This is a genomic window from Streptomyces pseudoechinosporeus (genome assembly GCF_054783935.1).
The window spans coordinates 84,037-109,711 of sequence record NZ_BAAGPS010000023.1 but is presented as its reverse complement, the minus strand read 5'-3'; the positions used below and the strand labels follow the sequence as shown (position 1 = coordinate 109,711).

The 25,675-nt window shown below is 69.7% G+C and carries 20 protein-coding genes; 9 read left to right on the top strand and 11 right to left on the bottom strand.

Annotated elements, in window-relative coordinates; genetic code table 11:
- Nucleotides 1–3: 3 nt before the first annotated feature.
- Nucleotides 4–1,170, bottom strand: a complete 1,167-nt coding sequence (locus ACYVO6_RS23885; RefSeq protein WP_461064312.1) for a citrate synthase — start codon at nt 1,168–1,170, stop codon at nt 4–6.
- Nucleotides 1,171–1,276: 106 nt separating this feature from the next.
- Between ACYVO6_RS23885 and ACYVO6_RS23880 the strand changes: the two genes are divergently transcribed.
- The 5 genes from ACYVO6_RS23880 to ACYVO6_RS23860 all read left to right on the top strand — a co-directional run bounded on the left by ACYVO6_RS23880 (nt 1,277) and on the right by ACYVO6_RS23860 (nt 6,987).
- Complete coding sequence (locus ACYVO6_RS23880) at nt 1,277–2,536, top strand: citrate/2-methylcitrate synthase (protein WP_461064310.1); 1,260 nt, start codon at nt 1,277–1,279, stop codon at nt 2,534–2,536.
- Nucleotides 2,537–2,587: 51 nt separating this feature from the next.
- Entirely contained in the window at nt 2,588–3,538 is a 951-nt protein-coding gene (locus ACYVO6_RS23875) for a sucrase ferredoxin (protein ID WP_461064308.1), read from the top strand.
- A gap of 72 nt (nt 3,539–3,610) precedes the next feature.
- Entirely contained in the window at nt 3,611–5,335 is a 1,725-nt protein-coding gene (locus ACYVO6_RS23870; RefSeq protein WP_461064306.1) for an ATP-binding protein, read from the top strand.
- Nucleotides 5,332–6,012 (top strand): response regulator, encoded by a 681-nt coding sequence (locus tag ACYVO6_RS23865; RefSeq protein ID WP_461064304.1) that lies wholly within the window; start codon nt 5,332–5,334, stop codon nt 6,010–6,012. The genes ACYVO6_RS23870 and ACYVO6_RS23865 overlap by 4 nt, the downstream gene beginning before the upstream one ends.
- 282 nt (nt 6,013–6,294) lie before the next feature.
- Nucleotides 6,295–6,987, top strand: coding sequence for a response regulator (locus tag ACYVO6_RS23860; RefSeq protein WP_461064302.1), 693 nt, complete (start codon nt 6,295–6,297; stop codon nt 6,985–6,987).
- 166 nt (nt 6,988–7,153) lie between these two features.
- Here ACYVO6_RS23860 and ACYVO6_RS23855 read toward each other — a convergent pair whose 3' ends face one another.
- Nucleotides 7,154–9,277, bottom strand: a complete 2,124-nt coding sequence (locus tag ACYVO6_RS23855; RefSeq protein ID WP_461064300.1) for a DNA gyrase/topoisomerase IV subunit B — start codon at nt 9,275–9,277, stop codon at nt 7,154–7,156.
- 444 nt (nt 9,278–9,721) lie between these two features.
- On the opposite strand from ACYVO6_RS23855, the gene ACYVO6_RS23850 reads away from it, so the two are divergent.
- On the top strand, nt 9,722–9,952 hold the full coding sequence (locus ACYVO6_RS23850) for a DUF7455 domain-containing protein (protein WP_352377465.1): 231 nt from the start codon (nt 9,722–9,724) through the stop codon (nt 9,950–9,952).
- Nucleotides 9,953–10,115: 163 nt separating this feature from the next.
- On the opposite strand, the gene ACYVO6_RS23845 is transcribed toward ACYVO6_RS23850, so the two are convergent.
- The 6 genes from ACYVO6_RS23845 to ACYVO6_RS23820 form a co-directional block, all read right to left on the bottom strand.
- On the bottom strand, nt 10,116–10,934 hold the full coding sequence (locus tag ACYVO6_RS23845) for a serine protease (RefSeq protein ID WP_461064298.1): 819 nt from the start codon (nt 10,932–10,934) through the stop codon (nt 10,116–10,118).
- A 132-nt stretch (nt 10,935–11,066) separates the two neighbouring features.
- Nucleotides 11,067–12,608, bottom strand: coding sequence for an RNA polymerase sigma factor (locus tag ACYVO6_RS23840; protein WP_461064296.1), 1,542 nt, complete (start codon nt 12,606–12,608; stop codon nt 11,067–11,069).
- Nucleotides 12,609–13,015: 407 nt separating this feature from the next.
- Complete coding sequence (locus tag ACYVO6_RS23835; RefSeq protein WP_461064294.1) at nt 13,016–13,897, bottom strand: FadR/GntR family transcriptional regulator; 882 nt, start codon at nt 13,895–13,897, stop codon at nt 13,016–13,018.
- A gap of 163 nt (nt 13,898–14,060) precedes the next feature.
- On the bottom strand, nt 14,061–15,824 hold the full coding sequence (locus ACYVO6_RS23830; protein ID WP_461064292.1) for an ABC transporter ATP-binding protein: 1,764 nt from the start codon (nt 15,822–15,824) through the stop codon (nt 14,061–14,063).
- A gap of 90 nt (nt 15,825–15,914) precedes the next feature.
- Nucleotides 15,915–16,673: an NUDIX hydrolase gene (locus tag ACYVO6_RS23825; protein WP_033318868.1), complete on the bottom strand. Its 759-nt coding sequence runs from the start codon at nt 16,671–16,673 to the stop codon at nt 15,915–15,917.
- Nucleotides 16,674–16,895: 222 nt separating this feature from the next.
- The gene (locus ACYVO6_RS23820) at nt 16,896–18,455 is read right to left on the bottom strand and encodes a DUF4192 domain-containing protein (protein WP_461064290.1); all 1,560 of its coding nucleotides are present in this window, start codon (nt 18,453–18,455) and stop codon (nt 16,896–16,898) included.
- Between the two features lie 133 nt (nt 18,456–18,588).
- On the opposite strand from ACYVO6_RS23820, the gene ACYVO6_RS23815 reads away from it, so the two are divergent.
- Together ACYVO6_RS23815 and ACYVO6_RS23810 are read left to right on the top strand one after the other, a co-directional pair.
- A complete protein-coding gene (locus ACYVO6_RS23815; protein ID WP_461064288.1) occupies nt 18,589–20,751 on the top strand; it encodes a RecQ family ATP-dependent DNA helicase in 2,163 nt (720 codons plus the stop codon).
- Nucleotides 20,752–20,971: 220 nt separating this feature from the next.
- The gene (locus ACYVO6_RS23810; protein WP_461064286.1) at nt 20,972–21,598 is read left to right on the top strand and encodes a hypothetical protein; all 627 of its coding nucleotides are present in this window, start codon (nt 20,972–20,974) and stop codon (nt 21,596–21,598) included.
- Nucleotides 21,599–21,825: 227 nt separating this feature from the next.
- On the opposite strand, the gene ACYVO6_RS23805 is transcribed toward ACYVO6_RS23810, so the two are convergent.
- The 3 genes from ACYVO6_RS23805 to ACYVO6_RS23795 form a co-directional block, all read right to left on the bottom strand.
- Nucleotides 21,826–22,455, bottom strand: coding sequence for a hypothetical protein (locus tag ACYVO6_RS23805; protein WP_461064284.1), 630 nt, complete (start codon nt 22,453–22,455; stop codon nt 21,826–21,828).
- 68 nt (nt 22,456–22,523) lie between these two features.
- Nucleotides 22,524–23,225 (bottom strand): ribonuclease HII, encoded by a 702-nt coding sequence (locus tag ACYVO6_RS23800; RefSeq protein WP_461064282.1) that lies wholly within the window; start codon nt 23,223–23,225, stop codon nt 22,524–22,526.
- Nucleotides 23,226–23,329: 104 nt separating this feature from the next.
- Entirely contained in the window at nt 23,330–23,953 is a 624-nt protein-coding gene (locus ACYVO6_RS23795) for a TetR/AcrR family transcriptional regulator (RefSeq protein ID WP_461064280.1), read from the bottom strand.
- Between the two features lie 172 nt (nt 23,954–24,125).
- On the opposite strand from ACYVO6_RS23795, the gene ACYVO6_RS23790 reads away from it, so the two are divergent.
- Entirely contained in the window at nt 24,126–25,673 is a 1,548-nt protein-coding gene (locus ACYVO6_RS23790) for an MFS transporter (protein ID WP_461064278.1), read from the top strand.
- Nucleotides 25,674–25,675 lie beyond the last annotated feature (2 nt).

The window sequence follows — 25,675 nt, the reverse complement described above, 5'->3', positions numbered from 1 at the left end:
TCGTCAAGCCACCGTCGGCACCGCCACCGGCGCCCCCGGCCCCACATACCGTGCCACCGGGCGGATGATCTTCGAGTCCTGCGCCTGTTCCAGGATGTTGGCGCTCCAGCCGATGACGCGGGCCGTGGCGAAGGTAGGGGTGAACATCGCGCGGGGAAGGCCGCACAGCTCCATGACGACGCCTGCGTAGAACTCGACGTTGGTGTGGAGATCGCGGCCGGGCTTGAGTTCGGCGAGGATCGTCTCCACTCGGCGCTCCACCTCGACCGCGAAGTCGACAAGAGGGCCGCCGAACCGCTGGGCGATGCCGCGGAGCATACGGGAGCGGGGATCCTCGGTGCGGTAGACGGCATGGCCGAAGCCCATGATGCGGTCGCCGGCGAGGACTCGTTCGCGGACCCAGGAGTCGATGCGGTCGGGCGTTCCGATCGCATCCAGGGTGTCCAGCGCCCGGCTCGGGGCGCCACCGTGCAGCGGCCCGGAGAGGGCTCCCACCGCACCCACGAGGCAGGCCGCCACATCCGCTCCCGTCGACGTGATCACCCGGGCCGTGAATGTCGATGAGTTGAATCCATGGTCAATGGTTGAGATCAGGTACTGCTCGATCGCCCGGGCCCGCTCCGGCTCCGGTTCCGAACCCGTCAACATGTAGAGGTAGTTGGCGGCGTGAGGCAGATCGTCCCTCGGCTCCACCGGGTCGAGGCCACGGTCCAGCCGGTAGAGCGCCGTCAGCAGCGTCGGCACGGCCGCCGCCGCGGCGAGCGTGTCCGTACGACGCTGGTCCGCGTCGATGTCGTACACCGGCCGGAACCCACACGCCGCACCGAGCAGCGACAACGCGGTTCGCATCCCGGCGAGCGGCCCGGAACGCCCGGTCGCCGCGGCGATGGCGGGCAGCGCGGCCGACACCTCGTCGGGCAGCCGCCGCAGTGAGGCGGTCCGCGCCGAGAAGGCGGAACGCTGTGCCGCGTCCGGCAGTTCACCATGGACCAGCAGATGCCATACGTCCTCGAATCCGCGGGTCTGCGCGAGCTCGACGGCCGAGTACTGGCGATAGTGGTAGAAGCCCTCGAACCCTCGGACATCACCCAGTGCTGTGTCGGTGACGACGACGCCGGCGAGTCCCCGCGGTACGTCTACAGAGGCGGTCTCGGCACGGTTGATCGGCATGTTTCCTCCCTGGAATTGATCTGACTGTCCATGCTTGACTCTTCCTCTGTCAATATTGATTGAATCAATCTATATCCGTTCGGCTCCATACAGATACGGTGACGTCATGAGGGATCAAGAACCGGCTCCCGCCCACCAAGGCCGACGGATCAGCACCAAGGAGACCGCCGAACTGCTCGGCGTGAAGCCCGAGACGGTATACGCGTATGTGAGTCGCGGTCAGCTCAGCAGCCGCCGTGAACCGGGCAGCCGGGGCAGCACCTTCGACGCCAAGGAGGTGGAGGCGCTCGCGCGCCGCAACAGGCGGGAGGCGAGCGAGAGTTCGCCGAGTGCCGGCAGGCTCTCCGTACGCACCCGCATCACCCTGATCGACAAGGACCGCTACTACTTCCGCGGCGTCGAAGCGACCGAACTGGCCACGCGCCACTCCTACGAAGAGGTCGCCGAGTGGCTGTGGACAGGCGTGCTGCGCCCCGGCGTCACCTTCACCGCCCCGGAGGCGCCCGTCGCAGTCGCCCGCCAGGCCGTCGACGCGCTGCCCGAGCACACCGGCCCGACCGACCGGCTCCGCGTCGCAGCCATCGCTGCGGCGACCGCGGACCCGCTGCGCTTCGACCTCTCCGAGGAGGCGGTGCTCGGCACGGCGCGCACCCTCATCCCCACGCTCGTCGCCGCACTGCCGCCCCTGCGGCGCGACCATCGGGACCGGGGCCCGCTGGCGCACCGCCTGTGGGCGCGACTCAGCGGCCGAAAGGCCGACGACGCCTCACTGCACGCCCTGGACACGGCACTTGCCCTCCTCCTGGACCACGACCTGGCCGCTTCCACCCTCGCGGTCCGAGTCGCCGCATCGGCCCGCGCGCACCCGTACGCCGCCGTGTCCGCGGGCCTCGGCGCCCTGGAAGGCCCACTGCATGGAGCGGCCAGCGGATTCGCGCACCGGCTGATCCTCGACGTGCTGGACCGGGGCACGGCGGCCCCCGTAGTCGCGGACGAACTGCGCGCCGGACGCCGCGTCCCGGGGCTCGGCCACTATCTCTACCCAGGCGAGGACCCACGCGCGCGTGCACTGTTCGCCCTCCTGAAGGAGGTCCCCGGAGCCGAGCCCGCCCTGGCGGCGGCCCACGACATCGTGGCCACCACCGCCCGCCACGCCCCCCTGCATGCCAATGTCGACCTGACCCTCGCCGTCCTCACGGTGGCGTCCGGCATGCACGCGTCCGCGGGCGAGACGATCTTCGCCGTGGCTCGCACGGCGGGCTGGATCGCCCACGTCTTGGAGGAGTACAAGGAGACCCCGATGCGCATGCGCCCGAGCGGGAACTACGTAGGGCCACGGCCACCTCAGCCACTCCCGGAACTCTGACCCCACAAGCCCCGAAAGCCACTTCATACAACTCAGGTTAGGCTTACCTCCGTGAGTACGTGCACGAAGGTCTCCCGGGACCTGGACGAGCCCCTCGCGGGGACCGCCGCCACCGCGAGGACGTGGCTGCTGCTGGAACAGCCCGGCCCCTGGGGTGCCAGAGCGCTGACCTCGAGCCATCTGGATCCGGACCTCGGCCGCGCTCTGGAGAAGGCCACGGAGGGCACCGGCGTACGTATCGCGCTGATCCGCCGCCCGGGACGGCACGCCGACTGCCACACGGTTGCCGAGCGCAAGGTGTACGCGGCCCACACCGCTCCTGGAAACATATGGCTGCACAGTGCCACAACGTCAGACCCCGAACAGCTGCTCAAACTTGACTTCGCCGCACTGGGCGGAGGTGCATCCGGCACCTTCGACACAGTTCTCGACGGCCGCCCCCACACCGGCGACCCCCTCGCCCTCGTCTGCACCAACGGCAAGCGAGACCGCTGCTGCGCTCTCCTGGGCCGCCCCCTCGCTGCCGAGCTCGCCGCCTCCGGAGTGGACGGCGCATGGGAAGTCACCCACCTGGGAGGCCACCGCTTCTCGCCCACCCTGCTCGTGCTGCCGTTCGGTTACGCGTACGGGCGCGCGGAGGCCCATGCCGTCAAGGAGATACTCCAGGGCATACGGGAAGGGCGTGTGGTCACCGAAGGGTGCCGGGGGAGCTCTGCCTGGGAGCGCCCCGGCCAGGCGGCCGAGCTGGCGGTGCGTACGGCGACAGGCGAGGAGGCCGCCGACACGCTGACGGTCGTCCACACGGACGGCATGGCGCCGCGCTGGGAGGTGACCGTCGCCCACACCGACGGACGCATCTGGCGCGTCAGCGTCGCCCGGGGCGCCTCGCTGCCGCCCCGCCAGGAGAGCTGCGGCTCGGCCCTCGGTTCCCCGGCCCGGATGGACGTACTGGCGGTGCGCGAGCTGCCCCGTCCGGCGGTGGCGAGCCTCGTGGCCCGCTGATCACGCCTCGCTCAAGAGATCAACGCCACACCCCCTACGGCACGGCGCGTCCACCCCCGTACCGTCGTAGGCATGAGTCCCACTCCCCCTGCCCGACGACTCCGCCTCGGCATGCCGAAGCGGATGTTCTCGCAGGTGCTGTTGATGCAGGTGGCGATCGCCGCCGGAGTCGCCGTGCTCGCGACCGGCCTGTTCCTCGCTCCGCTCAGTGACCAGCTCGACGACCAGGCGATGCGCCGCGCCCTCGCGATCGCGCAGACCACGGCCGCGCAGCCGCAGCTCGCCGAGGAGCTGACGTCGACGCGGCCCACGGTCGGCGGGCCCGTACAGGCCGAGGCGGAGCGGATCCGGAAGGCCAGCGGGGCCGAGTACGTCGTGGTGATGAACACGGATGGCGTGCGCTGGTCGCACACCGACCCCGGGCGGATCGGCGACGTCGTCTCGACCGACCCCGGGCAGGCCCTGGCCGGCCATGAGGTCATGGAGATCGACAGCGGGACGCTGGGCCGCTCGGCGCGTGGCAAGGTGCCGTTGCGCGACGCCGACGGCGACATCGTGGGAGCGGTCTCCGTAGGCATCGAGTACGACAGCGTGCGCGCCCGGCTCCTCAACGCGATCCCGGGCCTCTTCGCGTACGCGGGCGGGGCCATGGCCGTCGGCGCGCTTGCCGCGTATCTGATCTCCAGGCGAGTCCAGCGGCAGACCCGCGATCTGGCCTTCTCGGACATCGCCGCGCTCCTCGCGGAACGCGAGGCGATGCTGCACGGCATCAGGGAGGGCGTCGTCGCTCTGGACCGCGGCGGCAGGATCCGGCTCCTCAACGACGAGGCTCAACGACTGCTGGGCCTCGGCGACGAGGTGGTCGGGCAGCCGCTCGACAAGGCCCTCGGCGAGGGACGTACGACCGATGTACTGGCCGGACGTGTCACCGGCACCGATCTGCTCACCGTCCGCGGTCAGCGCGTCCTGGTCGCCAACCGGATGCCCACCGACGACGGCGGCGCCGTCGCCACGCTGCGCGACCGCACCGAGCTGGAGCAGCTCGGCCGCGAACTCGACTCCACCCGCGGCCTGATCGACGCCCTGCGCGCCCAGGACCACGAGCACGCCAACCGTATGCACACGCTCCTCGGCCTGCTGGAGCTGGAGATGTACGAGGACGCCGTGGAGTTCGTCGGCGAGGTGGTGGGCGACCACAGGGCCACCGCGGAACAGGTCACGGAGAAGATCCACGACCCGCTGCTGGCCGCCCTGTTGGTCGGCAAGGCCACCGTCGCGGCGGAGCGCGGAGTGGCGCTGTGGATCTCGGACAGAACGCTGTTCCCCGACCAGCTGATCGATCCGCGGGGACTGGTCACGATCGTGGGCAACCTCGTCGACAACGCGCTCGACGCCGTCGCCGGCAAGCAGCACGCGCGCGTGGAGGTCGAATTGCGCGCGGAGGGGCGGACGGCGGTGCTCAGGGTGCGGGACACCGGGCCCGGAATCCCCGCCGAACAGCGTGAGTTGGTCTTCACCGACGGATGGTCCACCAAGAAGCCTCCGGCGCACGGCAAGCGCGGAATCGGCCTCTCCTTGGTGCGGCGGCTCGCCGAGCGGCAGGGCGGCAGCGCGCGGGTCGCGGAGGCGGACGGCGGGGGTGCGGAGTTCACCATCGTGCTGCCGGAGACACTGGCGGAGCCGGAACTCGCACCCGAACCCGGGCTCGCACGAGGGCCGCGCCTCGTACCCGACTCCGGCCCGTCCCACGAAGCCGCCGTGGCCGGCTCCACGACCACCAAGGAGGAGTCGCGATGATCGAGGTGCTGGTCGTGGACGACGACATCCGGGTCGCTCGGGTCAACGCCGCCTACGTGGAGAAGGTCGCGGGCTTCCATGTCGCGGGCGAGGCGCACTCCGCGGCGGAGGCGCTGCGGCAGGTGGAGGCGTTGCCGCGGCTGGATCTGGTGCTCCTCGACCACTATCTGCCCGACGATACGGGCCTCGCGGTCGTCCAGGAGATGCGGCGGCGCGGCCACCAGACCGACGTGATCATGGTGACCGCGGCCCGTGACGTCTCCACGGTCCAGGCCGCGATGCGGCACGGTGCGCTCCAGTACCTGGTCAAGCCGTTCGCCTTCGCCGGACTGCGCGCCAAACTGGAGGCGTACGCGGCGCTGCGCCGGACCCTCGACGGCGGCGGCGAGGCCGAACAGGCCGAGGTCGACCGGATTTTCGGCGCTCTCTCGGCAGGCTCGGAGCCGGATCTGCCGAAGGGGCACTCCCCCACCACCGCGGAGGCCGTACGCCGGGCCCTGCTGAGCGCCGAAGGCCCCCTGTCGGCTCAGGAGATCGCGGACCGGACGGGTCTCAGCCGGCAGACCGCCCAGCGCTATCTGAAGCTCCTGGAGCGCACCGGGAGGGCGACGCTGAGCCTCAGATACGGCGACGCGGGCCGCCCGGAGCACCGTTACGTCTGGGCGACCCGCGCCTGAGGGCACGGTCGAAGTACGGGAGTTGCAACCGCGCCCACCTCAGCACAGCTGTCAGGGGAGGCCAGCCGTGCGAGGAAACTCCAGCCCGCGGCCTGCTTCACCAACTCCGTGTCTGCGCACCTGCCTTGCGACCGTAGAGGTGCCGTGTGCAAGAGCAGCAGTCTTGTGAGCGCAAGGCCTTCTTCTGCTTGCAAAAGCGTGTTGTGCTCGTTTTGCTCGCGCTACAACACTGGAGCCGGAGTCCGGGCACGACCCAGGCCCGGGCTCGGGAAGAGAGGCCCGATGATTGACGTCCTGGTCGTGGACGACGACTTCCGTGTCGCCGAGATCAACGCCCAGTACGTGGGCAAAGTGCCCGGCTTCCGGGTCACCGCCCGCGCCCACACCGCGGCTCAGGCCCTGGCCACCGTGGCCCGCGAATCCGTCGACCTGGTGCTGCTCGACCACTACCTGCCGGACCGTACGGGGCTCGAACTCGTCCAGCGGATGAGGGAACTCGGCCACGACAGCGACGTCATCATGATCACGGCGGCCGGCGATGTGGAGACCGTGCGGGCCGCGATGCGTCTCGGCGCCCTGCACTATCTGGTCAAGCCGTTCACCTTCGCCGCGCTGCGCACCCGCCTCGACTCGTACGCCGCCCTGCACCGAACCGTCGAGCGGGTTGAGGGCCAGGGCGTGGCGGGCCAGGAGCAGGTCGACCGGATCTTCGGCGCGCTGCGTACGGCGCCCACGGCCTCCTCGCCCGGCCTGCCCAGCGGACACTCGGAACCCACCACGGACCTGATCTGCAAGGTCCTGCACGAGGCCGACCATCCGCTGTCGGCCCACGAGGTCGCCGCCGAGACCGGCCTCAGCCGCTCCACCGCCCAGCGCTATCTCCGCCACCTGGAACAGGCCGGACGACTACGGCTCACCCTCAAGTACGGGGACACGGGCCGCCCCGAGCATCGCTACACGTGGGTGGCGCCCTGAGGGACTTGGTCGCTTCGGCCGCTTGGGGTGCCTGGGCGGCCTTGCCGAAGCCCGGTGCGGTTCCCCGCGCCCCTAAGAGGAGGCCGCAGGCCTCTTAGGGGCGCGGGGAACCGCGCGACCAGCCACAACGAACCCGCAGCTTCGAACTGCACTTCCAGCGGAGCGCTTACGCGTCGATGCGTGAACGGTCCAGTGTCGCCGCCGAGTTGGAGATGAACTCCTTGCGCGGGGCCACCTCGTTGCCCATCAGCAGGTCGAACACCTGCTCGGAGGCCTCCAGGTCGGAGATGTTGATACGGCGCAGGGTGCGGTGGCGCGGGTCCATCGTGGTCTCGGCCAGCTGGTCGGCGTCCATCTCACCGAGGCCCTTGTAGCGCTGGATGGAGTCCTTGTACCGGATGCCCTTGCTCTGGAACTCCAGCAGCTTGTCGCGCAGTTCGCGGTCCGAGTACGTGTAGACGTACTTGTCCTGGCCCTTCTTCGGCTGGGTCAGCTCGATGCGGTGCAGCGGCGGAACCGCGGCGAACACCCGGCCCGCCTCGACCATCGGCCGCATATAGCGCTGGAAGAGCGTGAGCAACAGGATGCGGATGTGTGCGCCGTCCACGTCGGCATCGACGAGAAGGATGATCTTGCCGTAGCGGGCCGCGTCGATGTCGAAGGTCCGGCCGGACCCGGCTCCTATGACCTGGATGATCGCGCCACACTCGGCGTTCTTGAGCATGTCCGAGATGGACGCCTTCTGGACGTTGAGGATCTTGCCGCGGATCGGCAGCAGCGCCTGGAACTCGGAGTTCCGGGCGAGCTTGGCGGTACCGAGCGCGGAGTCTCCCTCGACGATGAACAGCTCGCTGCGCTCGACGTCGTCGCTACGGCAGTCGGCCAGCTTGGCGGGCAGCGACGAGGACTCCAGGGCCGTCTTCCGGCGCTGCGCGTCCTTGTGCTGACGGGCCGCGATGCGCGTACGGGCGGCGGCGACGGCCTTCTCCAGGACGGCGCGGGCCTGCCCGGCCACGTCTCGCTTCGTGGAGGTCAGGAACGCCTTGAGTTCCTGGGAGACGACGTTCGTCACGATGCGACGGGCCGCGGAGGTGCCGAGCACCTCCTTGGTCTGGCCTTCGAACTGCGGCTCGGCGAGGCGCACCGTCACCACCGCGGTGAGGCCCTCCAGGGCGTCGTCCTTGACGATGTCGTCCTCGGCGACGCGCAGCAGCTTCTTCGTGCGCAGCACTTCGTTGACCGTCTTCGTGACGGCCTGCTCGAAGCCCGCCACGTGGGTGCCGCCCTTGGGCGTGGCGATGATGTTGACGAACGACTTGAGCGTCGTGTCGTAGCCGGTGCCCCAGCGCAGCGCGACGTCGACGCCGAGCTCACGGGTGACCTCGGTGGGCGTCATCTGGCCGTGGTCGTCCAGGACCGGGACCGTCTCCTTGAAGATGCCCTGACCGGAGAAGCGGAGCACGTCACAGACGGGCTTGTCGCTCGCCAGGTACTCACAGAACTCGCTGATGCCTCCGTCGAAACGGAAGGACTCCTCGCCCTTGCTGCCGCCCTCGCCGAGCCCGTACTCGTCGCGGACGACGATCGTCAGCCCGGGGACCAGGAAGGCGGTCTGGCGGGCGCGCTGGTGCAGCGTGTCCAGGGAGAGCTTGGCGTCCTTGAGGAAGATCTGGCGGTCGGCCCAGTAGCGCACGCGGGTGCCGGTGCGGGTCTTGGGGATCCTCTTGAGCTTGCGCAGACCGGCCGAGGCGTCGAAGGGCGCGTCCGGACCGGTCCCCTCGAAGGCACCGGGCGTACCTCGCCGGAAGCTGACGGCGTGCGTGTGCCCACTGCGGTCCACCTCGACGTCCAGTCGGGCCGACAGGGCGTTCACCACGGAGGCACCCACACCGTGCAGGCCGCCGGAAGCCGCGTACGAGCCGCCTCCGAACTTGCCGCCGGCGTGCAGCTTGGTCATCACGACTTCGACACCGGAGAGGCCGGTCTTGGGCTCCACGTCGACGGGGATGCCGCGGCCGTTGTCCCGCACCTCCACCGAGGCGTCGTCGTGCAGGATCACCTCGATGTGGTCGCAGTAGCCGCCCAGGGCCTCGTCCACGGAGTTGTCGATGATCTCCCAGAGGCAGTGGAGCAGACCGCGGGTGTCGGTCGATCCGATGTACATGCCCGGGCGCTTCCGCACGGCCTCGAGCCCCTCGAGGACGAGCAGGTGCCGCGCGGTGTAGTTGGAACCGTCCCGGTCTGCTCCGGTCAGCAGCGCTGTGGACGGCACGGACGTCTCGGCGGTCACGCGGTTCGCTCCTCGCTGAATTTCAAGTGGGGCCCTTTAGGGTAAGGACCGGCTTCGGTCGCCGGTCCGAGGGTACCGATGCCTGGTAGAGCCGTTGTAACGCCACCCTCGTCTGAGACTCAGAGTAGTCCAGGGTCGCATGCATGTTCGATCCCTCGATGGAGTGAAGTACATATCACGTTCCCTTCCAGGCATGAACCATTTAGGCTCCGGGCACGTCCTCATGAACAACCGGCAACCCAGCCGGGAGGACTTGACCCTGACAGACAGCGCGAACCCGTAAAGATACAAAGACACGCAATACGGCTCATTCGCCGCCAACCGGCAGCAGACAGCCGACTTGGAGAAAGATTTTTCCGAGGCAGAGCCCCGAGCGGGAACGTTTTGGGCCTGGTTGGATGTTGACCCTGGTACGACAGCTCGTCGAGCTAGAGAAGAGGCGACGTGACTACTGTTCTGACCCCCGCGAGCCCGCTGACGGCCGCTGACCGCTGCGACCGTTGCGGCGCCCAGGCATATCTGCGCGTCGTCCTCCTCAGCGGTGGTGAACTGCTCTTCTGCGCCCACCACGGACGCAAGTTCGAGCCGGAACTCAAGAAGATCGCCGCTGAGATACAGGACGAGACGGAGCGGCTGACGGCCGTTCCGGAAAGCGCCAATGAAGAAGAGCGCTGACACTTCGCATCCACGACGAGCCAGCTACGGCACAGGCCGGTGACCGGGCGGCTGCCCCCGAACATCGGGGGCAGCCGCCCTAAGTCTGCCCTGCCGGCCTGGACATCCCAGCCGGCGACCATGCCTGTACGTCCCTGCCGCCGGTCACGGCTGGACGTCCTCGTCAGCGGCCCGCATCCAGCCCTCTGACGGTGCCTGAGACCCGCGTATAGACCCCTGGGCTGTCGGCCCGTCCGCAGCCGCTCCCCCACGACACAAGGCCGATCAGCCGCCCCTGGGCGACCAGCGGCCCACCACTGTCTCCCTGGCAGGCGTCCCGACCACCGTCCGGCTCCCCCGCGCAGAGCATGGAGTCGGCCAGATACGTCCCATCCACACCGCCCGGATACGCCTCCTCACAGACCGCGTCGGACAGCACCCGCAGCCGGGCGGCTCGCAGACCGTGTGCGAAGTCACCCTTGCCCGTCGTATCGCCCCAGCCGTAGACCACAGCGTCCGTACCGGGCCGGTAGGCGGCGTCACCGGAGCCCGCCGTGCGGATCACCGAGCTCGCGGGCAGCGGCTCGGTGAGAGTGAGTACAGCGGCGTCACTGGCGTTCGTCTTGCTGTCGTACGCCGGGTTGACCCGGATCTCGCGCACCGGGATCTCCCTGCCCCCGTCCCCCCGCAGGTCCCCGCGTCCGGCGATCACTTTCAGATCGCGGATCTGCCCCAGGGGTGCGCCCAGCGCCTCCTCGCCCAGACAGTGGGCCGCGGTCAGCACGGTCGACCGGCCGATCACCGCGCCTCCGCAGAACTGCCCGGCACGCGTACCCCCGAACCGGTCGCGACTTGCCAGCGCCACCGCCCAGGGGCTCTTGGAGATCTTGACGGGATAGCCGCCGATGACGACGCTGTCGGCCGCCGCGGATGTGGGGGATGCCAGCGGGATCACGGCCGCCACGGCCGCGAGAGCCAGCGCTCGTACATAGGGCCGACGCATACGCACTCCTCACTCTGAGGTCGTCATGGGAAACCCAGAGTGATTCACGCGACAGCGGCTCGCACTCCACGCACACCAAAGGCCCGGCCCCCTGTGCGGGAGACCGGGCCCTGGGTGACGTACGGCCGGGATCTAGTCGAGATAGTCGCGCAGGACCTGCGAGCGCGACGGATGGCGCAGCTTCGACATCGTCTTGGACTCGATCTGGCGGATGCGCTCACGCGTGACGCCGTACACCTTGCCGATCTCGTCGAGAGTCTTCGGCTGACCGTCGGTGAGACCGAAACGCATGGAGACGACGCCCGCCTCGCGCTCGGACAGGGTGTCGAGGACGGAGTGCAGCTGCTCCTGGAGGAGCGTGAAGCTGACCGCGTCGGCCGGCACGACGGCCTCGGAGTCCTCGATGAGGTCGCCGAACTCGCTGTCGCCGTCCTCACCCAGGGGGGTGTGGAGGGAGATCGGCTCGCGGCCGTACTTCTGGACCTCGATGACCTTCTCCGGGGTCATGTCGAGTTCCTTGGCCAGCTCCTCCGGGGTGGGCTCGCGGCCCAGGTCCTGGAGCATCTGGCGCTGCACGCGCGCAAGCTTGTTGATGACCTCGACCATGTGCACCGGGATACGGATGGTGCGGGCCTGGTCGGCCATCGCGCGGGTGATCGCCTGACGGATCCACCACGTGGCATACGTCGAGAACTTGTAGCCCTTGGTGTAGTCGAACTTCTCCACCGCGCGGATCAGACCGAGGTTGCCCTCCTGGATGAGGTCCAGGAAGAGCATGCCGCGGCCGGTGTAGCGCTTGGCCAGGGAGACCACCAGACGGAGGTTGGCCTCCAGGAGGTGGTTCTTGGCACGGCGGCCGTCCTCGGCGATGATCTCCAGCTCGCGCTTGAGCTTGGGGGCGAGCTTGTCGGCGTTGGCCAGCTTGTCCTCGGCGAACAGACCGGCCTCGATGCGCTTGGCGAGCTCGACCTCCTGCTCGGCGTTGAGCAGCGGGACCTTGCCGATCTGCTTGAGGTAGTCCTTGACCGGGTCGGCGGTAGCTCCGGCCGCGGCGACCTGCTGCGCGGGCGCGTCGTCCTCGTCCTCGTCCGACAGGACGAAGCCCTGGGCGCCGTCCTCGGCGGGCTCTTCGGTACCGGCCTTGCCGGTACCCGGGGTCTCCTCGGTCGCCTCTTCGTCGATGACCTCGGCGTCGTCCTTCTTGGCGGCGGTCTTCTTGGTCGTCGCCTTCTTGGCGACGGCTTTCTTCGCCACGGCCTTCTTGGCGGTCGCCTTCTTGGCAGCGGCCTTCTTGACGGGAGCGTCCTCGGCGGGAGCGTCGACGGCAGGCATCGCCGGAGCGGCGGTGACGGTGGCCTGCTCGGCCGTTGCCGTCTTCGCCGCGACGGTCTTGGTGGCGGTGCGCTTGGCCGGACTCTTCGCTGCGACGCTCTTTCGGGTGCGCTTGGGCTCCGCGGCACTGACCATCAGCGTCACACCCTCTTCCTCGAGGATCTGGTTGAGGCTGCGCAGTACGTTCTTCCACTGAGTGGCCGGAATCTGGTCAGCTTCGAAGGCCCGACGCACGTCATCGCCGGCGATCTGCCCCTCAGCCTTTCCCCGCTCAATGAGCGCCATGACAGAGACGGACTCGGCGATCTCCGGCGGGAGCGTACGGGATGTGCTGGCCGACACGAACAACCTCTCGGAACGTTGGAAAACGGCTTCCGGCCCCGTCCAGTGTGGACCGGAGCCGACGACCGTCGACTGGGGGATGAGTCGACGACGCGGGCGGGGGCCGCGAAGATGCACAGCGCCATGAACGGCGTCCGTATTCCCTCGTCGGCTGTCACCTCTTAGGTCATCGCGCTGCTTCCAGGAGCGTTACGCCCAATCTGCGTGGCCCGAGTCACACCCCGTAAGCATCCAAATGCGTCCAGATACGGTCAAAATTGGTCAACCAGCGGGCGCAAGATCTCAGCGCACCGCCGGACTCTGCCGGATCCTAGGATCCGGCAGAGTCCGGCGGTGGATCGCTCCCCCACCGCGCGATGCCACTCGAGGGGACACGCCCCCGACTGTGCCGCCCTCGGCGCGGTCAGTCAGTGCTCGCGCGGCGCGGGCACCACGCGCTCGGGGTGGACGGTGAGCAGTTGACGCATGGCCGCCTCGGCCGCCGCTCCATCACCGGCGGCGAGGGCGTCGACGATCCGGGCGTGGTGCGCGAGGGAGATCTCGTTCGGCCGGTCGCAGCCGGCGACCGGGCCGCCGGAGACCTGGAGTGCGGCCGACACGATCCCGGAGAGGTGCTCCAGCATGCGGTTGCCGGCGACCTGGATGAGGAGCGAGTGGAACTCCGCATCGGCGCGCGAGAAGGTGAGCGTGTCGCCCTGCGCCATGGAATGCCCCATGATCTCGACCATGTCGGCGAGCCGCTGCTGCACCTCCTCACGTCCGTGTCCGGCGGCGAGGCGGGCGGCCAGCGGCTCGATCGTCCAGCGCAGCTCGCTCAGCTCGCGCCGCTGGTCGTCGCACTGCGGCCCGTAGGCCCGCCACTCGATGATGTCCGGGTCGAGAAGGTTCCAGTCGCTGACGGGCCGTACCCGGGTGCCGACATTGGGGCGGGCGCTGACCAAGCCCTTGGCCTCGAGGACGCGGAGTGACTCACGGACGACGGTGCGGGAGACCTCGAACCGCTGGCCGATCTCCTCGGGCACGAGCGGGCGGTCCGCTCCGAGGTCTCCGGAGACGATCATCTGGCCGAGCTGTTGGACGAGTTGGCCGTGCAGGCCGCGGCCGCGGGAACCCGCGGCCCGCCTGCTCACGCGGCCCAACTCCGGGTCCGCGCCCTCCCACGCGGGGGCTCCGACGCGATCGACGCCGGAGGCCTCCGCGTAGGGATAGCGGTCGAGTTCGCCCGGGCCGGCGAGGCCGGAGTCTGCGGAGCGGGCGGCGGTCATCATGGTGTGCGCAAGGGTACTCACGCATCCTTTGTCGGCGTCGCCCCCAACTGCCTTGAGGTCTTTGGTGAAAAGCACACGAAAGGGTGATCGCTCACCCCGTCGCAATTGACGCCTTATCGGAAAGAAATGGGCGTTCCCCGATGAGTTGTGCGCATCGCGAGAACGCGTGTGCCGCTCATAGCGGTCATCGGCCCCTGCTCCGCAGGGTTGTGAGCAGATACGTGCAGAGCAGGACAGTGAGCGACAACATCAGCGCACCGCCCACGGGTTGAGTGATCATCCGTGCCCCGGCTGCCAGATATCGCTCACCTCCGAAGGGCCACTGCACCAGCACGAACTCACGTAGCCGCGTCGAAAACCCGGTCCCGGTCCGCACAGACGGTCCTTCCAGGACCTTGTGCACGAGGGGTACGACGACGACCGGTACGGTGAGAACGGCCGCCAATCCGGCGGTCGTCGACCGGAAGACGCCCGCGGCCAGCACACCCGCCCAGGCGCAGCCCACCATGAGGCCGATCCAACTGGCGCTCAGCGAAAGCCAGTCGGCGGGAACTCCGGCGACCTCCCGTCCGTAGACGATGTAGAGCAGTTCGGCGTCCACGCCTACTGTGAGGATGGCCAGGATCAGCGCGGTGGCGGCGGCGACGAGGAGTTTGGCGGCGAGCAGTCCCAGGCGGCGGGGGACGGTGCCGCGGTCCGCGGCCAGGGCGGGGTGGCGGAACTCGTCTCCGAAGGCGACGGCCCCGAGCAGCCCCGCGCCGACCGCTGCAGGCGGCAGCGGGAATTGCTGCGGCCACGCGGCGAGCAGGCGTGGCTGCGGCGCGTGTCCCACCCGTGCCAGGAGTACGGAGGTGACGGCAGAGATGGCGAGCACCGCTGCCGCGGTGAGGTAACCGGTGCCGACTCCTGCCGCGCGGCGCAGTTCATAGCGCAGGGGACGCAGCGGATTGCGGCCTTGGCGGAGGGTGATGGGGGGCGGGAGGGGGGACGGCTCGTCCACGTTCTCCGGCTCGGCGAGCCTCTCAGAGGCTTCGGCCTCCTGAGGATCAGTCGCGGGCCGCTGTTCGGTCGGGGGCCCCATGTCGCCGACTTCATCGGCCAGTTGATGTACGAGGATGCCGTGGCGGTACGCGGCTTCGCCGACGTCGGCACAGGTGCTGCCGTACACCGAGAGGCGGTTGCCGTCCTCTCGCACGACTTCGACGGAACGCCGTGCGGTGCGCGCCTCCTTGGTAAGGAGGGCGGCGAGCCGAGCGGCGTGGGGGCTGCGGACGGCGACGCGGGGCCGGAGCCGGGTGCGGGCGAAGTCCGCGACCTCCTGGTCGGCTACGAGCTTGCCCTCCTCGATCGTGACGACCTGGTCGGCGGTCCGAGCGGCCTCTTTCGGGTCGTCCGTGGTGAACAGCACGGTGCCGCCCCCGGCTGCGTACGCGCGCAGAACTCCGTGCAGCCAGCGGCTTTCACGGATCGAGAGACCGTCGGCAGGGGCATCGAGAACGAGCGTGTGCGGGTCCGCCAACAGCGCGCAGGCGAGGCCCAGACGACGGTCCATACCGTGCGAGAGCGTGCCGAGGCGTTCGTCGCGCAGGCTGACGAGGCCCACCACTTCGAGGACTTCGTCGGCGCGACGGACGGGCACGCCCACGGCGGCGCACAGCATGCGGAGTTGGCCGCGGACGGTGCGTCCCGGATGGCCGGGCACCTCGCCGAGGAGCACGCCCACTTCGCGTGCGGGATGGGGGATGCGGTGCAGCGGACGGCCTCTGAAGTGGGTGACTCCGCGGCCCTGTTGGAGTTCGAGCATGAGTCTCAGCACCGTTGTCTTGCCTGCGCCCGGCGCTCCGAGGAGCGCCGTGACGCGTCCCGCGTGCGCCTCGAACGACACGTCGTCGACGGCGGGCGGAAGCTCCTTGCGGGGGTTGCTGGTCAGTCCGATGGCCTGGATCACCCAACGCAAGATAGCGCTATATGTACGGTTTTTCGGGCATTCCGACTCCACTCCGGGACGCCCCTCGCACTGGGCGAGCCGAGTCCTGTGTCAGACCTCGGGGCGCAGCATCGGCGGATTGAGCAGCGTGGCGCCGCCCGCACGGAAGAGCTGGGCGGGGCGGCCGCCCTGCCGGGTGGTCGTACCGCCGGTGGGGACAAGGAAGCCTGGAGTGCCGGTCACTTTGCGGTGGAAGTTACGAGGGTCGAGCACAACTCCCCACACCGCCTCGTAGACACGACGCAGCTCGCCGACGGTGAACTCGGTCGGGCAGAAGGCAGTGGCCAGCGATGAGTACTCGATCTTGGAGCGGGCGCGCTCCACCCCGTCGGCCAGGATCTGCGCGTGGTCGAAGGCGAGCGGTGCCGCCTGTTCGCCGTCGCGGCCGTACCCGCCCCGCTGGAGCAGTTCCTCGACGGGGGCCCAGCGCGCGCTGTTCGCGTCGCCGCCCGCCCTGGGCGCGGGCAGATCGGGGGCGAGCGCGAGATGGGCGACGCTGACGACCCTCATCCTCGGATCGCGCTTGGGGTCGCCGTAGGTGGCGAGCTGCTCCAGGTGCGCGCCGTTGTCCTGCGCGGGGGCGTCCGGGTCGTGGGCGCACAGCCCGGTCTCCTCGACCAGTTCCCGCGCGGCGGCCTGCGCCAGGTCCTCGTCGGGCCGCACAAAGCCGCCGGGCAGCGCCCACCGCCCCTGGAACGGGGGCTCGCCCCTCCGTACCGCCAACGCGCACAGGGCATCGCGACGCACGGTCAATACGACCAGGTCAACGGTGACGGCAAAGGGCGGGAAGGCTGACGGGTCGTAGGGCATGCCGCGATCATAGTCGTCTGCCTGACGATAAGCACTCCTTTCCCCGGTCACTGGGACGGTTGATCCAATCCGCCCCGGTACGGATGTCATGCGAGGCCGTCGGCGCTTGATCCCATCGGGTCCAACGGACTCGCACCCCCAGCTACAGCCCGCCGGCCGCCTCCTCGACCATGGCGAGACCGAGCCTGCTGACGCGTACGGAGAAGTACCGCTCCCTCACCCTCATGTGTCGCTCCTTGTATCACGACGCCCGACCCTTCGCCGGGACCGAGAAGCGCTGCTCGTGCTGTCGCCGACCCGGCCGGGTCCTTCTGTCGCGCTGGGACTCTCGGCGGCGGGCCGGGGGCGGCGCGTGCCTCCCGGCCCGGTGGAGCGTCGGCTCGGATGGCTGCCGGGGCTGCCCGTGGACCGCGTCCTGCGTCGGCGGCGGAACGCCGTCCGTGTCGGGGTGCGGCCGGACGGCCCGTCGGCTCCGGCCCGCGGCGCCGAGGAAACGCTCGCCTCGGACCCCGCCGCCGCTCCGCTGCGATCAGTGCGCTCCTTCCGAAGGCACCGGCGGATCGACTCGGGATCCAGCCCCTCGTTGCACGCCTGGTGCAGCAGGCGTGCGAAGAGATACCCGGGGTCCGCGCCGAGCGCCATGGCGAGGGCTTCGCGGGCCTCCAGCTCATCGCCGGAGGACCAGGCGACCCATCCCGCGAGGGTCAGCGGCGCAGCGGCGTGCTCCCCGTACGCTCCGACACAGCGGCGGGCCAGGGCACGCCACAGGCGCAACGCCGGACCCGCCTCGTCGCCCTCCATCCACTCCGCCGCCCTGTCGCGCGTCGTGCGGTCCTGGAGACCGAGGATCAGGGTGGCGGCCTCGTCGTGGGCCAGTAGCTCGTCATCGCGGAGATCCACCGGAAGCGTGCCGGACAAGGGCGGGGCATCGGCGAACCGGCGCATCACCCGGTCAGCCAGTTCCAGGGTCTGGGCCGCCACGTCCGCACGGCTCTCGTCGTCCAGGATCCTGGGGATGAGAGCCATGCTCACGGCGTTCAGCGCGGACTCCTGCTCCAGCGCCGCCGCGGTCTCCCAGGGGCTGAGCCTAGACCTCAGCCCCCTTAGGGTGCCCCGCACTTGGAGGCCGGCGTAAGTCGCCGCGGCGGCCAGGACCGAGGTGCCGGGCAGGCCCATGGGCGTACCGCCGGAAGGACAGCACTCCTCACTGGGACAGCAGTACGACCAGAAGCGGTTGTCCGTGATGCACAGTGCCTCGACCACGGGGACGTCGAGAACGCCGCACGCCGTGCGCAGCAACTGCGCCAGCGGGCGCAGCCGTTCCATGACCTCCCACCCGGACTCGTTGTCCCTGGGGTCCTGACAGAGGAAGGCGACCATGCTCTCGACCGGTGCGCCCCTGCGTTCGCTTCCCTTGACCAAGCCCTGCGCCAACTGCTCGGCCACGGCCGGCCAATCGTCCGCGTTGCCGGGGATACCGAGCCGTGCTCGCCCGCCGAACCGGCCCCGCCCGTCCCGGTCGTGCAGGGCGACGAGCACGATGCTGTCCTCGGGCCGGTACCCGAGCAAGTACGGCAATGCGTCGGCCAGTTCGGCCGGAGTGCGGAGCGTGACCTGGTGCTCGGCGCACGGGACACCGTCCGCACCGCGCCCCGCACCGTCGGCACCTCCAACCGCGCGGTCTTCCCCATGGCCATCGCACCCGCTCCCTTCCCCACGCCCGTCGTGCCCGCTGATGTCACCGTTGCCGGAAGTCCCGGCCGCTTCGCTGTGATTCGTCATGTGGCGACCATCCCGCGGATCCCGGAATTCCGCTTTACCCTGTGGATAACCATGATCATGACCGTGTCAGAAGTTGTCCACAGCGCGGCGGACGCATTCGCGCGATGTCCGACCCATCGGGTTGCATGGGGCCATGACCAACGAAGAGCTGCGTACCGCGGCCGATACCGTCCTCGCCCGCCTCGTCGGCGCCCGGGCGGGCGCGGCCCGGCTGCGCGAGGACCAGTGGCGAGCTATCGAAGCACTCGTCGCCGACAAGCGCAGAGCCCTGGTCGTGCAGCGCACCGGCTGGGGCAAGTCCGCGGTGTACTTCGTCGCGACCGCGTTGCTGCGCGAGCAGGGCGCAGGCCCCACGGTCATTGTCTCCCCGCTCCTCGCGCTCATGCGCAACCAGGTCGAGGCGGCCGCACGCGCCGGGATCCAGGCGCGGACCATCAACTCGTCCAACACGGAAGAGTGGGACACGATCCAGCACGAGGTGGCCGCGGGTGAGATCGATGTGCTCCTGGTGAGCCCGGAGCGCCTCAACAACCCCGACTTCCGCGACCAGGTACTGCCGAAGCTGGCCGCGGCGACCGGTCTCCTCGTGGTCGACGAAGCGCACTGCATCTCAGACTGGGGCCACGACTTCCGGCCGGACTACCGCAGGCTGCGCACCATGCTCGCCGATCTCCCGCCCGGCGTACCGGTCCTGGCCACCACCGCGACGGCCAACGCGCGCGTGACGGCCGATGTGGCGGAGCAGCTGGGCACCGGTGGCAGCACGGACGCGCTCGTCCTGCGCGGCCCACTGGACCGAGAGAGCCTGAGCCTCGGCGTGCTGCGGCTGCCGGACGCCGCTCACCGGATGGCCTGGCTCGCCGAGCACCTCGGCGAACTGGCCGGCTCCGGAATCATCTATACACTCACGGTGGCCGCGGCCGAGGAGGTCACCGCGTTCCTGCGGCAGTGCGGGCACCCGGTGGCGTCGTACACCGGGAAGACGGAGAACGCGGACCGGCAGCAGGCCGAGGAGGATCTGCTCGCCAATCGTGTGAAGGCCCTGGTCGCCACATCGGCGCTGGGCATGGGCTTCGACAAGCCCGACCTGGGCTTCGTGGTGCACCTGGGGTCGCCGTCGTCTCCGATCGCGTACTACCAGCAGGTGGGACGGGCGGGGCGCGGAGTGGACCATGCCGAGGTGCTGCTTCTGCCGGGCAAGGAGGACGAGGCGATCTGGCAGTACTTCGCCTCGATCGCCTTCCCTCCGGAGGAGCAGGTACGGCGCACACTGGATGCCCTCGCGCAGGCGGGCCGGCCGCTCTCGCTGCCCGCGCTCGAACCGCTGGTGGAGCTGCGCCGGTCCCGGCTGGAGACGATGCTCAAGGTCCTGGACGTGGACGGGGCGGTACGGCGGGTCAAGGGCGGCTGGATCTCCACAGGCGCCGCGTGGGCGTACGACAGCGAGCGCTATGCCTGGGTCGCCAAGCAGCGGGCTACCGAGCAGCAGGCGATGCGTGACTACGTGACGACGACCGGCTGCCGGATGGAGTTCCTGCGGCGGCAGTTGGACGATGAGGGGGCCGCCCCGTGCGGCCGCTGTGACAACTGTGCCGGTCCGCGGTTCGCCGACACGGTCTCCCCCGCCGCGCTGGACTCGGCGCGCGGTGAGCTCGGCCGCGCGGGTATCGAGGTAGAGCCCCGGAAGATGTGGCCGACGGGCCTGCCCTCGATCGGTGTCGACCTGAAGGGACGTATCCCGGCCGGCGAACAGGCCGCGACCGGGCGGGCGCTGGGACGGCTCTCGGACATCGGCTGGGGCAACCGGCTGCGGCCGATACTGGCCCCTCAGACACCGGACGGACCCGTTCCGGACGATGTGGCGAAGGCCGTGATCGGAGTGCTGGTCGACTGGGCGAAGGGGCCAGGTGGCTGGGCCTCAGGGAGCCCCGACGCGCAGCCGCGCCCGGTCGGCGTCGTCACCATGGCCTCGCACAGCCGACCGCGGCTGATCCAGTCGCTCGGGGCGCAGGTCGCCGAGATTGGACGTCTGCCACTGCTGGGTTCCCTGGAGTACGCCGCTGGAGCCGAGGCGGCGCAGGCTTCCAGGAGCAACAGCGCGCAGCGGCTCAAGGCGCTCGACGGGGCGCTGGCCGTGCCACCCGGCCTGGCCAGCGCCCTCGCGGGGGCCCAAGGTCCCGTGCTGCTCGTGGACGATCTGACCGAGACCGGCTGGACCCTCGCCGTTGCCGCGCGCATGCTTCGGAGAACCGGTGCGCAGGGAGTGTTGCCGCTGGTGCTCGCCGTGCAGGCGTGACTCACGCGTCGCCATGGAGGGCACTGTGCGGGGATATATGAGACGCATCGCCAGATAACAGTCAGTGGGCCTGATTGCTCGTTGCCGCAATCAAGTTCGACAGGAAGAATTGGGGTCGCGCCCCCGCATGGCCTGCCCGAAGCCCGGTAGGGCTGTGCCGCGGTGCGCTCCCCCGCCCGACCCTCGCCCGCAGTATGGGCGCGTAGCCGAAGGGAGGACCGTGACCTTCGGATTCGCTCCGTCCCCGGCGGCATCGATGCCGACGTCCGCCGCGTCCGCCAACTCACTGGCCCGGATGCTCGAACCCGCTGAGTGGGCCGCCGCGGGGATTCCGCTGCTGCGCAATCCCCGGGAGGTCGTCAATGGGCTGCACTCCCGGCATCGGCCCCGGCCCACGACCGCCATCGTGGCCGTCCTCGATCCGGAGGAACGGCTGCAGGCGAGCGCCTCGTTCACCCGGCGTCCGGCTCCGGCGGACGGCTGGATGTTCCGTAACGCGCTGCTCGCGCAGCTGCGCCGGGTCATCCCGCATGACCTGCGGCGCCGCACCCCGGTGCGTACGGCCGTGCTGCTCTACTGCCGTGAGGGCGACGCGCGCTGGACGGAGGAGGACGGGGCCTGGATGTGGGGATTGCGGGACGCATGCACGTTGCATGGACTGCGCTGTGGGGCGTACATCACGCTGACCAGTGACGGCTGGCAGGTCCTGGGCGAGGGGCGCGGCGGCCGTCACCCCAACGCGGACTCGGTGCCGGAGTCCTTCGAATCCTTCGCCACGGCAGAGGCACCCCAACCGCGCGCCGGGGGCGCCGCCTCGGACGTACTGCGCCGCGCGGCGGCCCGCTGAGCCGACGAAGGCGGCCCGCCACTGCAGTCGCGGGCGCCCGCCACGCGCGCGTGGCGCCCGGCCCCGACGACGTACCGACGCACGACAAGCCTGGACGGCAACCCACGTGAAGCCAGGCACGCCGACCCGGGCCGCGCCGGTACGTCCCCCCGTACCGGCATACGCCGAACCATCCGCCGTGCACATGCCGCCGTGGCGGCACCCACCCCCTCAAGGAAGGCGGGTCCTCAGACCCCCGCCCCCAGCACCGAGTTGATCTTCTGCGGGTCGCCGCAGACGATCAGCAGGGTGCCGGTTCGGCCCAGGGCCAGCGGCAGGGCCGTGGCGGCGGCAGCGTCGGGACCGCCGTTGACGGCGACGACGACCACGGGACGGGACGCGACACGACCGGCGACGGAGGCGTCGGCGTAGAAGACGTCGTCGCCCGCGTCGTGCTGGGCCCAGTACGCGGCCTCGCCGAAGGACAACTCGTGCGCGGCCCACGGATGCGGCTCGCCGGTGGTGATCACCAGCACCTCACCGGGGGCACGGCCCGTGTCGAGAAGCAGGTCGACCGCTTCCTCGGCGGCGTCCAGCGCCCCCTCGGCCGAGGCCGGGATCAGCTGGATCTGCGGAGTGGAGGAAGCGGCGGGGGCGGCCGGAGCGGGCGGCTCCGGCTTGGCCACAGGCGTGTCGCGCGGCGCACGTTGCGCCGGCGGCATCGGCCGGACGGCACCCGGACGACCGGGCCGCGGCGGGGCCGCGGGACGGGGGCCGGGTACGGGGCGGGGGGTCGGCGCGGTGCGGCCGTTGGCCGGAGTGGCGCGGGGACCCTGGGCACTCTCGTGAATCTGAGGCTCCTCGGGAATGAGAGGCATGAGCTGATTTTTATCAAACGCCGGTGCGACTCGCCTCGGCGGGTGGCACATGAGAGCGAGCGGAACCGTCAGAAATCGAGGCCGAGCTGACCTTCGATCTCCGGAACGCTTCCGTCCGCCCAGCTACGGACCTTCTTGAGGTGCCGCCACTGGGGCAGCGCATCAAGATACGCCCACGACAACCGGTGGTACGGGGTGGGGCCCCGCAACTCCAGCGCGGCCTTGTGCACGGGTGACGGGTACCCGGCGTTGGTCGCAAAACCGAAGTCTGCATGTTCGATGCCCAGTTCGGCCATCAGTTTGTCACGCTCGACCTTGGCGATCACCGAGGCCGCCGCGACGGCCACGCATGTCTGGTCGCCCTTGATGACCGGACGGACCCGCCATGGAGTGCCGAGATAGTCGTGCTTTCCGTCGAGGATGATCGCGTCGGGGCGAACCGGCAGGGCATCCAGGGCGCGTACGGCGGCCAGCCGCAGCGCGGCCGTCATCCCCAGGTCGTCGATCTCCTCCGGAGAGGCATGTCCCAGGGCGTACGACGTCACCCACTTCGTCAACTCCTCGGCCATCTCGGTACGTCGCTTGACGGTGAGGAGCTTGGAATCGGTGAGGCCTTCGGGCGGGCGGCGCAGGCCCGTGACCGCCGCGCAGACGATGACCGGGCCTGCCCACGCGCCGCGCCCCACCTCGTCGACACCGGCAATGACCTTCGCTCCGGTGGTGGCGCGCAAGGAGCGCTCGACGGTGTGAGTGGGTGCTTCGTACGCCATGGCGGCACCAGAGTACGCCGCCCGGAAGCCCATGCGACACCCAGGTTTCTCCGGGCAACCAGTAGGGGCTTCAGACGCCGCTCGAAAGCGGCGCCCGCATCACGTCATGCCCCGCTCGGCCGCAGCAGCGGAACCATCAACTGGTCGACCATCGTTTCCAGTTCCTGCTCGTTCCATTCACAGGCGCACACCTTCGAGCGGTACAGCATCATCGCGGGCATGGCGTCGAAGACGCACCCGTTCGCGGCATCGGGCCGCACCTCTCCTCGCGCGATCCCACGACGAATGATCTCCTCTACGAGCCGCGCACCCGGCTCCACGACGCGTTCGAGGATCACGGTGTGGAAGCGCTCGGCCGTACCGAAGTCGCACTCGTAAAGCACCGAGCGCAGCGCGTATCCGGGGCGCGAGAACATCGCCTCGCGCATCCGGCAGCAGAGATCCAGGAGTTCTTCACGCACGCTGCCGAGGTCGGGCGCGTTCTCCAGCTCCGGCAGCCCGGACCGGAGCGCGTCCACGACGAGATCCTCCTTGGACGGCCAGCGACGGTAGACGGCGGCCTTGCCTGTCTGGGCGCCCGCGGCGACGCCCTCCATCGTGAGGCCGTTCCAGCCGACCGTACTGAGCTGATCGAGCGCGGCCTCGAGGATCGCGCGTTCGAGTACGGCGCCGCGCCGACGCAGGGAGGCCGGCTGAGCGGGGGCGGCCGTCAAGCGCGAAGTAGCCATCTGAGTGTCTCCGTTGTGCAGGGGGAGTGGGGATCTTCGGGAAAAGCGAGCGGACCGGTGACACGCCACGAAAGCGATTCAGTGAACGCTTGCGTTCACTGACGGGGACTCACTAACGTTGACGCGACAGTGAACGCCAGCGTTCACTAACGTACTTGTGGGGGACCCAATAGTGACAACCTCTCAGTTATCTCAAGACCAGAAGCCAGGGGCGGCCCGCCGGGAGGGGCGTCCCGGCATCGCGCTCACCGTCATCGCGGCCTGCCAACTCATGGTGGTACTCGATGCGACGATTGTGAACATCGCACTCCCGCACATTCAAGACGCGCTCCAGTTCTCCACGACCGATCTCACATGGGTCGTCAGCGCGTACACGCTCACCTTCGGCGGTCTGCTGCTGCTCGGCGGCAGGGCCGGCGACATCCTCGGCCGGCGCCGGGTCTTCATGACCGGCATCCTGCTCTTCACACTTGCCTCGTTGCTCGGCGGTTTCGCCCAGGAACCCTGGCAGTTGCTGGCCGCACGCGCTCTCCAGGGCGTCGGTGGCGCGATCGCGTCGCCCACCTCGCTGGCGCTCATCACCACGACCTTCCCCGAAGGTCCCGAACGCAACAGGGCGTTCGGGGTCTTCGCCGCGGTCTCGGCCGGCGGCGGCGCGATCGGTCTGCTGGCCGGCGGCATGCTCACCGAGTGGCTCGACTGGCGCTGGGTGCTCTTCGTCAACGTACCCATCGGCCTGCTGATCGCGTTCCTCACGCCGCTCTACATCAGCGAGTCCGAACGGCATCCGGGGCGCTTCGACATCGCGGGCGCGCTGACCTCGACGGTCGGCATGGCGTCCCTCGTCTACGGCTTTATCCGGGCCTCGGAGGAAGGTTGGCGCGACAACCTCACCCTCGGGTCCTTCGGGGCGGCGGCGGTCCTGCTACTGGCCTTCGGGCTGATCGAGTCCCGGGCCAAGGAACCGATCACCCCGCTGCGCATGTTCGCCGACCGCAACCGCTCGGGCACGTATGTGATCATGCTGAGCCTGGCCGCGGCGATGTTCGGCATGTTCTTCTTCATCGTGCTGTTCGTGCAGAACGTGCTGGACTACACGCCGATCGAGGCGGGCCTTGCCTTCCTCCCGGTTACGGTCGCGATCGCGTTCGGTGCGGGCCTGTCGCAGCGGCTCCTGCCCGTGCTCGGCCCCAAGCCGTTCATGGTCGTCGGCTCGGTGCTCTCCGTGATCGGTCTCGGCTGGCAGACCTTCATCAGCCCGGACAGCTCGTACGCCGGCGGGGTGCTGGGTCCGATGGTGGTATTCGGCTTCGGCATGGGGCTGAACTTCGTGACGCTGACGCTCACCGCGGTCTCCGGTGTGGCCCAGCACGAGGCGGGCGCTGCGTCCGGGCTGCTCAACGCCACGCAGCAGGTGGGCGGTTCGCTCGGGCTTTCCATCCTGACCACGGTCTTCGGTACGGCGAGCCGTGACGAGGCGGAGAAACAGCTGCCCGCGTTCATGGCGAACGCCTCTCCGGAGCAGAAGGCGGAGTTCGCGCAGACGCAGCAACTGCCCGCTCCCTGGGGTAATGAAGTGCTGGCCCAAGGCATATCCACCGCCTTCATCCCGGCCGCAGCGATGGCCGTACTGGCCCTGGCCGTCGCCGCGTTGGTGATCCGGGTCCGCAAGAGCGACCTCGACGCCCTGTCGGGCACCGCGGGGCCCGCCGGGGGCTGACA